At 58.7% G+C, this 13761-nt stretch carries 13 protein-coding genes; 9 read left to right on the forward strand and 4 right to left on the reverse strand.

Going from position 1 to position 13761, the window contains the following annotated elements:
• Positions 1-32: 32 nt before the first annotated feature.
• The 4 genes from PH558_RS14860 to PH558_RS14875 all read right to left on the reverse strand — a co-directional run bounded on the left by PH558_RS14860 (position 33) and on the right by PH558_RS14875 (position 2999).
• Positions 33-461, reverse strand: coding sequence for an HIT family protein (locus PH558_RS14860; protein ID WP_113409208.1), 429 nt, complete (start codon positions 459-461; stop codon positions 33-35).
• A 41-nt stretch (positions 462-502) separates the two neighbouring features.
• Positions 503-1690, reverse strand: a complete 1188-nt coding sequence (locus tag PH558_RS14865; protein WP_285205097.1) for a GNAT family N-acetyltransferase — start codon at positions 1688-1690, stop codon at positions 503-505.
• A 122-nt stretch (positions 1691-1812) separates the two neighbouring features.
• Positions 1813-2532 carry a glycerophosphodiester phosphodiesterase gene (locus PH558_RS14870; RefSeq protein WP_285205098.1) on the reverse strand — a complete coding sequence of 240 codons (720 nt, stop codon included), beginning with the start codon at positions 2530-2532 and terminating at the stop codon, positions 1813-1815.
• Entirely contained in the window at positions 2532-2999 is a 468-nt protein-coding gene (locus PH558_RS14875) for a RidA family protein (RefSeq protein ID WP_095434801.1), read from the reverse strand. Before PH558_RS14875 ends, PH558_RS14870 begins: the two co-directional genes overlap by 1 nt.
• A gap of 135 nt (positions 3000-3134) precedes the next feature.
• Here PH558_RS14875 and PH558_RS14880 point away from each other — a divergent pair, with 135 nt between their 5' ends.
• The 9 genes from PH558_RS14880 (at position 3135) to bamA (ending at position 13738) form a co-directional block, all read left to right on the forward strand.
• Positions 3135-3962, forward strand: a complete 828-nt coding sequence (locus PH558_RS14880; protein ID WP_285205099.1) for a cell envelope integrity EipB family protein — start codon at positions 3135-3137, stop codon at positions 3960-3962.
• Between the two features lie 216 nt (positions 3963-4178).
• Positions 4179-4946: a 30S ribosomal protein S2 gene (rpsB, locus tag PH558_RS14885; protein WP_047633284.1), complete on the forward strand. Its 768-nt coding sequence runs from the start codon at positions 4179-4181 to the stop codon at positions 4944-4946.
• Positions 4947-5218: 272 nt separating this feature from the next.
• Positions 5219-6145 (forward strand): translation elongation factor Ts, encoded by a 927-nt coding sequence (gene tsf / locus PH558_RS14890; protein WP_069612087.1) that lies wholly within the window; start codon positions 5219-5221, stop codon positions 6143-6145.
• 238 nt (positions 6146-6383) lie between these two features.
• Positions 6384-7103, forward strand: coding sequence for a UMP kinase (gene pyrH / locus PH558_RS14895; RefSeq protein ID WP_069612088.1), 720 nt, complete (start codon positions 6384-6386; stop codon positions 7101-7103).
• A 56-nt stretch (positions 7104-7159) separates the two neighbouring features.
• On the forward strand, positions 7160-7720 hold the full coding sequence (gene frr / locus PH558_RS14900) for a ribosome recycling factor (protein WP_095434804.1): 561 nt from the start codon (positions 7160-7162) through the stop codon (positions 7718-7720).
• A 67-nt stretch (positions 7721-7787) separates the two neighbouring features.
• Positions 7788-8576: an isoprenyl transferase gene (locus tag PH558_RS14905; RefSeq protein ID WP_285205100.1), complete on the forward strand. Its 789-nt coding sequence runs from the start codon at positions 7788-7790 to the stop codon at positions 8574-8576.
• Positions 8576-9409, forward strand: a complete 834-nt coding sequence (locus tag PH558_RS14910) for a phosphatidate cytidylyltransferase (protein ID WP_095434806.1) — start codon at positions 8576-8578, stop codon at positions 9407-9409. The genes PH558_RS14905 and PH558_RS14910 overlap by 1 nt, the downstream gene beginning before the upstream one ends.
• Before the next feature lie 124 nt (positions 9410-9533).
• Positions 9534-11207, forward strand: a complete 1674-nt coding sequence (rseP, locus tag PH558_RS14915; RefSeq protein ID WP_285205101.1) for an RIP metalloprotease RseP — start codon at positions 9534-9536, stop codon at positions 11205-11207.
• 197 nt (positions 11208-11404) lie between these two features.
• Positions 11405-13738, forward strand: a complete 2334-nt coding sequence (gene bamA / locus PH558_RS14920; RefSeq protein ID WP_069612093.1) for an outer membrane protein assembly factor BamA — start codon at positions 11405-11407, stop codon at positions 13736-13738.
• Positions 13739-13761: the final 23 nt, after the last annotated feature.

The raw sequence follows: 13761 nt of genomic DNA on the forward strand, positions 1-13761 counted from the left end.
AGCCTCAGGAATGACTCGAGGAACTCAGCCCATCAGGCCAGCGCTTCGATGATCTTCCGGGCGTTTTCCGCCAGCACCGCGCCATCTTCCATCTTGCCCGAATGCGGCTTCAGCGCGACGCCCTCGATGCGCGGGATAACGTGGAAATGCAGATGGAAGACGGTTTGTCCCGCGGGGGGCTCGTTGAACTGCGCGATATAGACGCCGTCGGCATCAAAGGCTTCCCGAACGGCGACGGCGATCTTTTGTACCACAGTGATTGCGTGCTGCAACGCAGCCGGATCGGCGTCGAAGATGTTGCGGGAAGGTGACTTCGGCAGCACCAGCGTGTGGCCAGGCGACTGCGGCATCACATCCATGAAGGCAACGGTGTGCTCGTCCTCATAGACGCGGTAAGACGGGATCTCGCCTTTCAGGATCTTTGCGAAGATATTGTTGTCGTCATAGGCGGGGCTGGTCATCCAGTGTCTCCTCGTCTTGCTTTTATAGTTGTTGCGAACCGTTAGATATCCTGCCGTTCGCCTTTGCGGAAGGGGCTGTGCTCGGTGAGGATCTCGCTCATCTCTTCCACTTGCTCCCGCTCATGCTTCAGGTAATCAGCAACGGCGCGTCGCAGGCCCTGATGGCCGATATAATGCGCGGAATGCGTGATGACGGGAAGATAGCCGCGCGCCAGCTTGTGCTCGCCCTGTGCTCCGGCTTCCACGCGCTTCAAGCCTTTGCTCAGCGCAAAATCGATCGCCTGATGATAGCAGACCTCGAAATGCAGGAAGGGATGATCCTCGATGCAGCCCCAATGGCGACCGTAGAGCGTCTCGCCGCCAATGAAGTTGATGGCGCCGGCGATATAACGTCCTTCGCGCTTGGCCATGACGAGCAGGATGTCGTCGGGCATGCGCTCGCCGATCAGCGAATAGAATTTTCGGGTGAGATAGGGGCGGCCCCATTTGCGGCTGCCGGTATCCATATAGAAGGCGAAGAACTGGTCCCATATTCCTTCCGTCAGGTCTCTGCCGGTCAGCCAGTCGATGGTAATGCCGTGCTCGACCGCCGCACGCCGTTCCTTCTTCAGCGCCTTGCGTTTGCGCGATGCCAGTGTCTCCAGGAACGCGTCGTGATCGAGGTAGCCCTCGTTGATGAAGTGGAACTGCTGGTCGGTGCGATGCAGATAGCCGTCGGTTTCGAAAACCGAAACCTCGTCTTCCGGCAGGAAGGTGATATGCGCCGAGGAAACGCCGAGCTGTCGAGTGACTTCTTTCAGGCTTTCGGCGAGCGCCGGCTGCAGCGCGCTTCGGTCCTGCCCTTCGGCAACCAATAGGCGCGGCCCAGTGGCGGGCGTGAAGGGAATAGAGCATTGCAGTTTCGGATAATAGCGGCCGCCGGCACGCTCGAAAGCATCGGCCCAGCCATGGTCGAAGACATATTCGCCCTGACTATGGCTCTTTAGGTAGCCCACGACGGCACCGAGCAATTCGCCGCTTTCGGTTTCCAGTAGCAGGTGATTGCCGAGCCAGCCGGTCTTGTCGGTGGCGGAACCGGACTCCTCAAGCGATGAGAGGAAGGCGTGCGAGACAAAGGGATTGTAGGGCAGGATTCTGCCGGTTCTGGACGCTCCGGCCAGCTTCGACCAGCTCTCCGGGGCGATATTCTTGAAGGATCGTTCGACTCGAATGGATAATTCGTCTGTCATCAAACTCTTGCGCTTGGAAGGAAAGAAGGGCTCTCACCGCTGCGCCATCCGCCCGAAGGGCGCACTGTCGGCGCAGCGGCAATTTGGGTATGCGCAAAGCCTCTTCTTCAATCGATGCCGATTTACGAGGCCAGGCGCGGATCAAAACCTTCGAAGGTCATCTGGTCTGCATTGGCAAATGTATGTTTGCGGGCCGCTTCGTCGCGCACGGTCCAGGTGATGACCGGAATACCGCGCTGGCGTTGCGCCGTAACAAAGGGGTTCGGCAGGTGGCCGTAGAAGTACGAGATGAAGTCTAGCCCAAGATGCATGGCTTCGTCATGCTGAAAAAACGTCTCAGGCTTGTTTCCTTCAGCCGTCAGTCCCACAGGGTAGGGCGCTTCCAGTGTCTTGAGGTCCTTGAGCAGCCAGCGGTCGAAGCTCATCAGCGCCACATGCCCCTTGTAGCCTTCCAGCACTTCGATCACGGATTCGGCGAAGCCATCGTCATCGCCTTCGCGCCCTTTCAGCTCCAGCACCAGCGGCACTTTGCCGTCGCAGAGGTGCAGAAGCTGCTTCAGTGTCGGGATCTTGTCCTTGGTACCGCCGACCGACAGCAGCCCGAGCTCGGCCGAGGTGCGCTCGCGCACTTCGCCCGGCAGATTGCAGACGCGCTGGAGATCGTCGTCATGGAAGACCACGGGAACACCGTCCGAGGCGTAGTGCAGGTCGCATTCGATGGCAAAACCCGCCTCGATAGCGCGGCTGAAGGCCGAGAGTGTATTCTCCCAGACTTGCCTGTTCATGTCATGATAGCCGCGGTGAGCGACGGGACGCTCGGTCAACCAGGTAAGCTTGCTCATTATGCAATTTCCAGAATGGCGTCAATTTCAACGGCGGCATTGAGCGGCAGGGCGGCCATGCCGACGGCGGCGCGGGCGTGCTTGCCGGCTTCGCCTAATACGTTTGCCAGAAGATTGGAGGCCCCGTTGATCACAAGGTGTTGTTCGACGAAATCGGGCGTCGAGGCGACGAAGCCGTTGAGCTTGATCAGCCGCTTGATCCGGCCGAGATCGCCGCCGAGGGCAGCTTTCGCCTGGGCGAGAATGTTGATGGCGCAAAGTTCGGCCGCGCGGCTTCCCGCCGCGACGTCGACGTCCTTACCGAGATGGCCTGTCACGCCGATCTTGCCATTTTCCATCGGCAATTGGCCCGACAGATAGAGAAGATTGCCGCTGATGACATAGGGAACGTAGTTGGCGGCAGGTGCTGCAGCCTGCGGCAGAACGATGCCGAGTTCCTTTAAGCGGCTCTCGATAGCGTCGGACATTTTCATCTCCCGTTTTGTTGTAAAAACTTCAAAAATCCGGCATCAAGACTAAATTCGGTCACTTAGGATCGGCAGCCTCGTTTCAGCCGAAAGCGTTCTTATAACATCGCGTGTGAGTCCAACAGGAGATAATGAATGTTCCGCTCGAGTCTTGCTGCTACCGTTTTTTCGGGCCTGAGCATTCTGTCGCTGGCGGTTTCGGCAGCCCATGCGGCCGGTCCGAGCGGGCTGATCGCGCATCGCGCGGTCTATGATCTCGAACTGAAGGATGCCTCCGATCGCTCCGGCATTTCCGGCATGGTCGGCCGCATGGTCTATGAGTTCGAAGGCTCCGATTGCACCGGATTCACCACCAATTTCCGCTTCGTGACGAAGATCGACACCGGCGATTCCACCCGAGTCAGCGACCAGCAGACGACGACTTTCGAGGATCTCGGCAAGCGCCTGTTCCGCTTCGAGACCAAATCCTATACCGACAACCAGCTCGACAAGGATGTGCGCGGTGCGGCAAGCGACGACCAGAAGGGCATCAAGGTCGATCTCACCCAGCCGCACAACAAGCAGGTCCAGATCATCGAGAGCCGTTTCCCGACGGAGCATATGCTCGACATCATCCACAATGCGAAGCTCGGCAAGAATTTCTTCGAGGCACAGGTTTTTGATGGTTCGGATGACGGCGACAAGCCGCTGATCGCGACCACCGTCGTCGGCAAGGAGCAGATGCCGGCCACGGACGATCCCGATGCCGAAAAGGCTGGCGCCTTCTCCAAGACGCCTTTCTGGCCGGTGACCGTGGCTTATTTCAACGAAAAGTCCGCGGGCGATGCCATGCCCGTCTACCGCATGTCCTTTAAACTCTACGAGAACGGCATCACGCGCGACCTCACCATGGATTATGGTGACTTCGTGCTGACCGGCAAGCTCACCAAGCTTGAAGTTCTCGGTGCGAAGGCATGTCAGTAGCCTGCTGCGGGACGGATTGAGAACGGATCGAGATAAGAATCGGCTATTTTGAGCCTCAAGCCTTGCATTCCAAGCGAATCGAATGTATGGCCACCCGCATTCCACACGTAAGGCATGGGATTGTCCGGGAGAAATCCGGATTTTTCCGCCCGGTGGCATTCTCGAAGAGGATGCTGTTCGCCTTGCGGAGGTTCAACCGGAAAAGGATACAAAGGCATGGCATTGCCCGATTTTTCTATGCGCCAGCTTCTCGAAGCAGGTGTTCACTTCGGCCATCAGACGCATCGCTGGAACCCGAAGATGAAGCCGTACATTTTCGGCGATCGTAACAACATCCACATCATCGACCTCGCCCAGACGGTTCCGATGCTGAGCCGCGCTCTACAGGTTGTCAGCGACACCGTTGCCCGCGGCGGCCGCGTTCTGTTCGTCGGCACCAAGCGTCAGGCGTCCGAACTGATTGCCGACAGCGCGAAGCGTTCGGCTCAGTACTACGTCAACGCCCGCTGGCTCGGCGGCATGATGACCAACTGGAAGACGATCTCCAACTCGATCCAGCGTCTGCGCAAGCTCGATGAAATCCTCTCCGGCGAAGCCCAGGGCTTCACCAAGAAGGAACGTCTGAACCTCGAGCGTGAGCGCGAAAAGCTCGACAAGGCCCTCGGCGGTATCAAGGACATGGGCGGCACGCCGGACCTGATGTTCATCATCGACACCAACAAGGAAAAGATTGCGATCGACGAAGCCAAGCGCCTCGGCATCCCGGTCGTCGCCATCATCGACTCGAACTGCGATCCGGACCTGATCGATTATCCGATCCCGGGCAACGACGACGCTTCGCGCGCCATCGCTCTTTACTGCGATCTGATCTCGCGTGCTGCCATCGACGGCATTGCTCGCCAGCAGAGCGCATCGGGCCGTGACCTCGGCGCTTCCGAAGAAGCTCCGGTCGAGCCGACCCTGGCGGACGGCACCGAAGCCTGATCGCGCCCAAGGGCGGACGCAATCCTGTCCGCCCGAGCGTATTGACATCCGGGACAAGGCCGTTGCGACTTCAAGGAGTTCGAGCGGCCTTGTTCTGTTTCAAGGAGCGCATGGCCCGGGCAGTAGAGCAGGGCCTGTTCCAATCAAGAATTCCAGAGTATGACGCGGCTTCATAACGCTGTCATACTTACGGGTACATTTCGTCCCTCAAATCGGTGCCGCTTCGGCTTTATGCCGCTTGCCGCACCGTATGAACCGACAAGAGGAAGCTTATGACCGAGATTACGGCTGCATTGGTGAAAGAACTGCGCGAAAAGTCTGGCGCAGGCATGATGGATTGCAAGAAGGCGCTGACCGAGACGAACGGCGATATCGAAGCCGCGATCGACTGGCTGCGCGCCAAGGGCATCTCCAAGGCCGACAAGAAGTCCGGCCGCACCGCCGCTGAAGGCCTGATCGCCATTGCCGGCGCCGGTCACAAGGCCGTTGTCGTCGAGCTCAACTCCGAAACCGACTTCGTTGCCCGCAACGACGCCTTCCAGGACCTCGCTCGCGGCATCGCCGAAGTTGCGCTCTCCACTGACGGCACGGTCGAAGCCATTTCGGCTGCGACCTATCCCGCATCCGGCAAGCCGGTCGCCGACGCCATCAAGGACGCGATTGCTACCATCGGCGAGAACATGACGCTCCGTCGTGCCGCCAAGCTGGAAGTCGAGCACGGCGTCGTGGCGACCTACATCCATAACGCCGCCGGCGACGGTATCGGCAAGCTCGGCGTTCTTGTCGCCCTGAAGTCGGTCGGTGACAAGGCTGTTCTGACGTCGATCGGCCGCCAGATTGCCATGCACATTGCTGCTACCAACCCGCTGGCCATCCGCGCCGAAGAAGTCGACGCCGCCGTCGCCGAGCGCGAACGCAACGTCTTCATCGAACAGTCCCGCGAATCCGGCAAGCCGGAAGCCATCATCGAAAAGATGGTCGAAGGCCGCATGCGTAAGTTCTTCGAGGAAGTCGCTCTTCTCTCGCAGGCTTTCGTCATCAATCCGGACCTGACGGTCGGTGCTGCCCTCAAGGAAGCTGAAAAGACCGCCGGCGCCCCGATCGAAATCACCGGCATGGCCCGTCTGCTGCTCGGCGAAGGCGTCGAGAAGGAAGAAAGCGACTTCGCTGCAGAAGTTGCAGCTGTCGCCAAGGGCTGATCTGAGCATTTCCAGGAAAAGTGCGTAGCGGTTTTCCGTTCGGAATGCGTAAGGAAACAAAACGATAGGGCTTTTCCGCAATTTGAAGAGGTGCGGAAAAGCACGGTCGAAAAGAGACATATCTCGGTTTGGTGAAACCATATCAGGGAAAACGTATGGGCATCGCGTGACAACGCGGTGCCCTTCGTGTATCCGGCTTTCACAATCATTCCCCCGGTGATCACTTCAAGGAGCTACGATGTCCCAGCCGATCTACAAGCGCGTGTTGCTCAAGGCCTCTGGTGAAGCTCTGATGGGCAGCCAGGGTTTTGGTATCGATGTCACCGTCGCCGACCGGATTGCCGGTGATATCGCACAGGCGCGCGCTATGGGTGTCGAAGTCGGCGTCGTGGTCGGCGGCGGCAATATCTTCCGCGGGGTAGCCGTGGCCTCCAAGGGCGGCGACCGCGTGACCGGCGACCACATGGGTATGCTCGGCACGGTCATCAATGCGCTGGCGCTGGCGACCTCGCTGCGCAAGCTCAATATCGATACCGTCGTGCTCTCGGCCATCTCCATGCCGGAAATCTGCGAAAGCTTCTCGCAGCGCGCCACGCTCTACCACCTCTCGCTCGGCCGCGTGGTCATCTTCGCCGGTGGCACCGGCAATCCCTTCTTCACGACCGATTCTGCAGCTGCGCTGCGTGCCGCCGAAATGGGCGCTGAAGCGATCTTCAAGGGAACTCAGGTCGATGGCATCTATTCCGCCGATCCGAAGAAGTTCCCCGATGCCGAGCGCTTCGATCATTTGACCCATAGTCAGGTGCTCGAAAAGGGGCTGGCCGTCATGGATGTCGCCGCCGTGGCGCTTGCACGCGAAAATTCCATTCCGATCGTCGTCTTCTCCATTCACGAGAAGGGCGGCTTCGCGGAAATCTTGACCGGCGGCGGCCGCAAGACCATCGTATCAGACAACTGACATTCCTGTGACGCCGGGTCAGCCCCGGTGTCGCCTCATTACAGGGGAGCATAGACATGAGCGAAGCCAGTGATCTCAAGGAACTGAAGCGCCGTATGGATGGCGCTATTGCTGCATTCAAGAGCGACATCGCCTCACTGCGCACCGGGCGCGCATCCGCCAACATCCTCGATCCTGTGACGATCGAAGCCTATGGCTCGCGCATGCCGCTGAACCAGGTGGCCAATATCACCGTGCCGGAGCCGCGGATGCTGACTGTGTCGGTGTGGGACAAATCGATGGTCAGCGCCGTCGAGCGCGCCATCCGCGAATCCAATCTCGGCCTCAATCCGATCGTCGATGGCCAGAACCTGCGCATCCCGCTACCGGAACTTAACGAAGAGCGTCGCCGTTCGCTGGTGAAGGTCGCGCATGAATATGCCGAAAAGGCGAAGGTGGCGATTCGCCACGTGCGCCGCGATGGCATGGATGGCCTCAAAAAGGCCGAAAAGGATGGCGTAATCGGTCAGGACGAGAGCCGCTCTCTCTCTGAACGTGTGCAGAAGATGACGGATGAGACGATTTCGGAAATCGACCGCTTGCTAGCCGACAAAGAAAAGGAAATCATGCACGTCTGATCGCATGCTGGGGAGTGTCGCGCTTTCGATTTTCGCAATATTGAAAGCGGCGGCTGCGCCCTAGATTATGAGGCCAGAGCATCTTTCCGCCGAACGAAACCGGACCCATATGTCAGCTCCTACGTTCTCTGTCGTACCCGAACACGTTGCCATCATCATGGATGGCAACGGACGCTGGGCCAATGCGCGCGGTCTGCCGCGCACCATGGGCCACCGCAAGGGCGTGGAGGCGGTTCGGGAGACGGTGCGGGCGGCAGGCGACATCGGCATAAAATATCTGACGCTGTTCGCCTTCTCCTCGGAGAACTGGCGCCGGCCCGAGGCGGAGGTGAGCGATCTCCTCGGCCTCCTCAAGGCCTTCATCCGGAGGGACCTTGCCGAGCTTCATCGCCAGAATGTGCGCATCCGCGTCATCGGCGATCGCACCGGCCTGCGCGGTGATATCCTGCCCTTGCTGATCGAGGCGGAGGAGACCACCAGGAACAATACCGCCTTGACGCTGGTCATCGCCTTCAATTACGGCTCGCGCGACGAAATCACGCGTGCGTTTGCCAGCCTTGCAAAGGATGTCGAGGCCGGGCGGCTGCGCCCGCAGGATATCACACCGGAGCTGGTCGATGCCCGTCTGGACACCGCCGGTATTCCTGATCCCGATCTCATCATCCGCACGAGCGGCGAGGAGCGGCTTTCGAATTTCCTGCTCTGGCAAGCCGCTTATTCGGAATTCATGTTCGTGCCGGACTATTGGCCCGATTTCAGCCGCGAGCTCTTCTTCTCAGCGTTGGAGAAATATGCTGCGCGCGACCGGCGTTTCGGCGGCCTTTCCGCCAAGCAGGCGGCGGCCGTGGGGTCGTGATGAGCCGCGAACTCAGGCTGCGCATCATCTCCGGCATCATTCTCGCCGTCATCGTTCTTGCTGCCACCTGGTATGGCGGCTCAGGCTTTCGTCTGCTCGCCGCCGTGATCGGTCTGCTCGTCTATTATGAGTGGTCGACGATATCGGATCTGCATGGCCGCGATCCTCAGGGAAACGCGCTTGGCTGGCTTGGGCTCGTATTGATAGCCGGTGCGACGGCATTGAGTGAATCCGTCTATTCCATCGAGGTTTTGGCCGCCTTCGTTGCCGTTACCGCGATCATGGTCGCCATACGTGGAAAGAGCTGGTGGCTGCCGGGCGGCATATTCTATTCCGGATTGACGGCCATTGCCCTTGCCGAGATCCGCGATGACGATTTTCGCGGCTTCGTGCTGATGCTATTCGTCTTTGCCACGGTATGGGCGACGGATATCTTTGCCTATTTCGTCGGCCGCGCTATCGGGGGGCCGAAGCTGGCGCCAAGCATATCGCCGGGCAAGACCTGGTCGGGCGCCATCGGCGGTGCTATCGCGGCCGTCATCGCGGGAACGGCGGTCGTCTGGAGCTTCTTTTCAGCCGAAGACCTGTGGATTCCTCTCCTTGCCCTGGTGCTTTCCGTCTGCAGTCAGATCGGCGACCTGTTCGAATCGTTCGTCAAGCGCAAGTTTGGCGTGAAAGACTCCAGCCATCTGATTCCCGGACATGGCGGCGTGATGGATCGGGTCGATGGACTAATTTTTGCTTGTTTTGCAGCGTTTTTGTTGGCTATCGTAATAACGCTGACAATGAGCGGCGAGACCTTTTCATTGGGCGGCGTTCTGCTCGGGGTCTGATACTGGAGCAATTCTAGGAAACTGCGCAGCGGTTTTCCGTCTGGAATTGCGAGAAAACAGAAAGATGGAACGGTTCGGAGCTTCCGTGAAAGCTGAACCGCTCTAATACGAACAGGATCGTTGCATGGGTAGCGCGGCTGGCTTCATCGGTTTCTTGACGAACAACGTCATCACATTTGTCTTTGTGCTGTCGTTGCTCGTTTTTGTGCACGAGATGGGCCATTATCTGGTCGGTCGTTGGTCCGGCATCCGCATCATGGCTTTTTCGATCGGCTTCGGGCCGGAGATTGCCGGATTTACCGACAGACACGGCACGCGCTGGAAGCTTTCCCTCATTCCGCTCGGCGGTTACGTGCGATTCTTCGGCGACGAGGACGCGTCCAGCAAGACCGATGTGGATCAGCTCTCGGCAATGACGGAGGAGGAGCGCGCCCAGTCCTTCGCTGGAGCCAGGCTCTGGAAACGGGCTGCAACCGTTGCGGCCGGACCGGTCGCCAATTTCCTGCTCGCCATTGTGATTTTCGCAGTCCTTTTCAGCGTTTACGGCCGCACGGTTGCCGATCCGGTCGTGGCCATGGTGACACGTGACGGTGCTGCCGCGGAGGCTGGCATTGAGCCAGGCGACCGCCTGATTGCCGTCGATGGCAACAAGGTGACGACTTTTGATGAAGTGCAGCGCTATGTCGGCCTGCGCCCGGGCCGCACGATCATACTGACCGTCGACCGCGACGGCCAGAATCGCGATTTCCGGATCGTTCCGAAACTGGTCGAGGACACCGATCAGTTCGGTAACAAGATGGAAATGGGCCGTATCGGTATCGCGCTCGTCGATCCGGTGGTGACGGCGGTGGAGCCGGCCGGACCGGCGGCAAAGGCCGGTGTGCAAGCGGGAGACCGCCTGATTGCAGTCGATGGCAATAATGCCGCGACTTATTACGATATCGGCCGTTATATCGCCGAGCGCCCCGGCAAGAGCATCGTGCTGACCATCCAGCACGATGGCGTGATCCGCGATTTGCCGATCGTGACCACGACATTGACGGATACGGACGCATCCGGAAACAAGAAGGATGTCGGCAGCATCGGCATCGCGCCGATTGATCCGTTGATCGCGTCGATCGGGGCCGACAGTCCGGCCCAGACGGCGGGCTTGGAGCTCGGTGACCGCATTCTTTCTGTGGATGGACGAGAGATCGGCTCCATCGGCGAAGTGCAGCGTTATGCGGCTGCTCATGCCGACAAGCCCATGGCGCTGTCGATCGAGCGCAATGGCCAGACCCGCGACGTAACGGTGACGCCGAGAAAGTCGGAGGAGACCGATGTCTTCGGCGCACGGACGGAGATTGCCACGATCGGCATCAGCGATGGTCAGAAGCCGATCAGGCTGCGTTACGAGGCTTACGGGCCGCTGCAGGCTCTTACCGAAGGTGTGAAACAGACCGGCAGCATCGTTTCCGGCACCTTCGAATATATCGGCAACGTCATTGGCGGTTACATGAAGGCAGATCAGCTTGGCGGGCCGATTCGGGTTGCACAACTCTCGGGGCAGATGGCAACCCTGGGTTTTGCAGCAGTGCTCCAGTTCGCCGCCATACTTTCTGTTTCAATAGGGTTATTAAATTTGATGCCGGTCCCGGTACTTGATGGCGGGCATCTGATGTTCTATGCGATTGAAGCCGTAAGGGGAAAACCTTTGGGTGCACGGGCGCAGGATATCGCTTTCCGGATTGGATTTGCGATGGTGCTCTCGCTCATGGTGTTTGCGACCTGGAACGATATTAGTTCCAGAATAGGCTAGTGGGGCGACGAGAGGAAAATTACGATTTATTTACGATGTTTCAAAGCCGTAGTGGCGAATGGGCCACGCTTTGAAATGAAGTAAACAGAAATTAACGTGCTCCCTTGCTTGTATGTCAAAAGCGGGTAAAACGACACACGTGGCCGGAATCGGGTTCGCTCGGGGCTGGGGACGATTGAAAAAAGGTAAGAAGTGAAATGAAGGCTGGTTCAAAATTTTTGAACGCAGTGTCGGCGGTAGCGCTGTCTGCAGGTGTTGTTGCGTCGGGCGCTGGTGTGATCACCCTTGCCTCTGCTTCTGTGGCTGAAGCAGCTGTTATTCAGCGGGTTGACGTTCGCGGTGCTGGACGCGTCGGCGAGACAGCCGTTCGGGACAATATCACGATCAAGCCCGGCAAGAGCTTCTCCGCCAGTGACATTGATGCTTCGGTGAAGCAGCTATATGCCACCGGATATTTCTCCGATGTCCACATTACCGTTTCGGGTAGCACGCTGGTTGTATCGGTCAGCGAAAACAAGCTCATCAATGCCGTGGTCTTCAACGGCAACCGCAAGATCAAGGACGACAAGCTTCAGGGCATCGTCCAGACGCACGCTGCCGGCCCGTATAACGAGGCGACCGTTCAGGCTGACGTCAAGACCATCAAGGATGCCTATGCATCCATCGGTCGTAACGATGTGCAGGTGACGACGCAGACCGCCGAGGTCGCGCCGGGCCGTCTGAACGTGGCTTTCGTCATCAACGAAGGCGAGCGTACCAAGATCGATAAGATCAATTTCTCGGGCAACCAGGCCTATGGCAGCGGTCGCCTTGCTTCGGTCATCGGCACGAAGAAGAGCAACTTCCTGTCCTTCCTGACGCGCAAGGACGTCTACAGCCCCGAGCGTCTGCAGGCCGACCAGGATCAGCTGCGTCAGTTCTACTACAATCACGGTTATGCCGACTTCCGCGTCGTCAGTGCCGATGCGACGCTGAACGAGCAAAGCAACGAGTACACGCTGAATTTCAACGTCGATGAAGGTCCGCGTTATACCTACGGCGATATCAACGTCATCTCGACCGTCGAAGGTATCAATGCCGACGAGCTGAAAGGTCTTGTCATCACTCACAAGGGCGATGTCTACAGCGCCAAGGATATCCAGACTTCGATCGAGAACATTTCCAAGCGCGTCGCGGCTGCCGGCTATCCGTTCGCCCGCATCACGCCGCGCGGCAACCGCGATCTGTCCGGCCACACCATCGGCATCGAATATCTGGTCGACCAGGGTGAGCGCGCCTATGTCGAGCGTATCGAAATCCGTGGCAACACCCGCACGCGCGACTACGTCATCCGCCGCGAGTTCGACCTGAACGAAGGCGATGCCTTCAACCAGGAAATGATTACGCGCGCGAAGCGCCGCCTCGACGCGCTCGGCTATTTCACCAAGGTCGATATCTCGACGGCTCAGGGCAGTGCTCCGGACCGCGTCATCGTCATCGTCAACGTCGAAGACCAGCCGACGGGCTCCTTCGGTATCGGTGCCGGTTACGCCGTCGGCAACAATGGCGGCCTGCTTCTGGAAGCTTCGGTTGAAGAAAAGAACTTCCTCGGTCGCGGTCAGTACATCCGTCTCGCCGCAGGTGCCGGTACGGAAGGCAATCGTACCTACAACATCTCGTTCACCGAGCCTTATTTCCTCGGTTATCGTCTGGCTGCCGGTTTCGATATCTTCAAGAACCAGACGTCGAGCGACGATTACTACGATTATTCGGAAGAAGGCTTCTCGCTGCGCGTCACCGCGCCGATCACCGAGAACCTGGCAACGACTCTGCGCTACAACTACAAGCGCCTGACTTATGACGGCACGAACGATTGGCAGAACAATCTTTCGGCTCCGTATCTCAACCTCGTTGAGAACGGCCCGTGGGTGCAGTCGACGGTTTCGCAGACCTTCACCTATAACACGCTGGACGATCAGAACCTTCCGCGTGAAGGCATCATTGCTAAGTTCACGCATGAGTTTGCGGGTCTCGGCGGCGACTCCGACTTCTACAAGTTGAGCGGTAAGGCTCGTTACTACCAGATGATCAGCGACGAAGCCGATATCATCGGCTCGCTGACGGTGGGTGCCGGCTACGTGATGCCGACGAATGGCAAGCTGAACGTCTTCGATCAGTTCACGCTCGGCGGCCGTGAAATCCGCGGCTTCGAGAATGCTGGTATCGGTCCGCGTTCGTCTCATGGCGATCCGCTTGGTGGTACCACCTACTTCACCGCTTCGGCTGAAGCGAGCATGCCGATGCCGGGCGTTCCCCAGGATATCGGTCTGCGTATCGCAGCTTTCGCCGATGCAGGCACGCTCTATGGCAACAAGGCGAATCTCTTCGGCGATACGCTTCACAATGACAGTTCGATCCGCGCATCGCTCGGTGCCGGTCTGATCTGGTCGTCGCCGTTCGGTGTCATCCGCGTTGACTACGCCGTGCCGGTCTTGAAGGAAGATTACGACAAGACTGAGAATTTCCGGTTTGGCATCGCCAACCAGTTCTGATATCGGCAGTCCAGAACTGCGGG

It is taken from the genome of Rhizobium pantanalense (assembly GCF_030182525.1).
Classification (GTDB): Bacteria; Pseudomonadota; Alphaproteobacteria; order Rhizobiales; family Rhizobiaceae; genus Rhizobium.

Excerpts from the sequence above, each read along its gene's own strand:
- bamA (WP_069612093.1), top strand. The coding sequence starts at position 11,405 with ATGAAGGCTGGTTCAAAATTTTTGAACGCAGTGTCGGCGGTAGCGCTG.
- PH558_RS14910 (WP_095434806.1), top strand. The coding sequence starts at position 8,576 with ATGAGCCGCGAACTCAGGCTGCGCATCATCTCCGGCATCATTCTCGCC.
- PH558_RS14875 (WP_095434801.1), bottom strand. The coding sequence starts at position 2,999 with ATGTCCGACGCTATCGAGAGCCGCTTAAAGGAACTCGGCATCGTTCTG.
- PH558_RS14870 (WP_285205098.1), bottom strand. The coding sequence starts at position 2,532 with ATGAGCAAGCTTACCTGGTTGACCGAGCGTCCCGTCGCTCACCGCGGC.
- PH558_RS14860 (WP_113409208.1), bottom strand. The coding sequence starts at position 461 with ATGACCAGCCCCGCCTATGACGACAACAATATCTTCGCAAAGATCCTG.
- PH558_RS14905 (WP_285205100.1), top strand. The coding sequence starts at position 7,788 with ATGAGGCCAGAGCATCTTTCCGCCGAACGAAACCGGACCCATATGTCA.
- frr (WP_095434804.1), top strand. The coding sequence starts at position 7,160 with ATGAGCGAAGCCAGTGATCTCAAGGAACTGAAGCGCCGTATGGATGGC.
- PH558_RS14880 (WP_285205099.1), top strand. The coding sequence starts at position 3,135 with ATGTTCCGCTCGAGTCTTGCTGCTACCGTTTTTTCGGGCCTGAGCATT.
- rseP (WP_285205101.1), top strand. The coding sequence starts at position 9,534 with ATGGGTAGCGCGGCTGGCTTCATCGGTTTCTTGACGAACAACGTCATC.
- rpsB (WP_047633284.1), top strand. The coding sequence starts at position 4,179 with ATGGCATTGCCCGATTTTTCTATGCGCCAGCTTCTCGAAGCAGGTGTT.
- pyrH (WP_069612088.1), top strand. The coding sequence starts at position 6,384 with ATGTCCCAGCCGATCTACAAGCGCGTGTTGCTCAAGGCCTCTGGTGAA.
- PH558_RS14865 (WP_285205097.1), bottom strand. The coding sequence starts at position 1,690 with ATGACAGACGAATTATCCATTCGAGTCGAACGATCCTTCAAGAATATC.
- tsf (WP_069612087.1), top strand. The coding sequence starts at position 5,219 with ATGACCGAGATTACGGCTGCATTGGTGAAAGAACTGCGCGAAAAGTCT.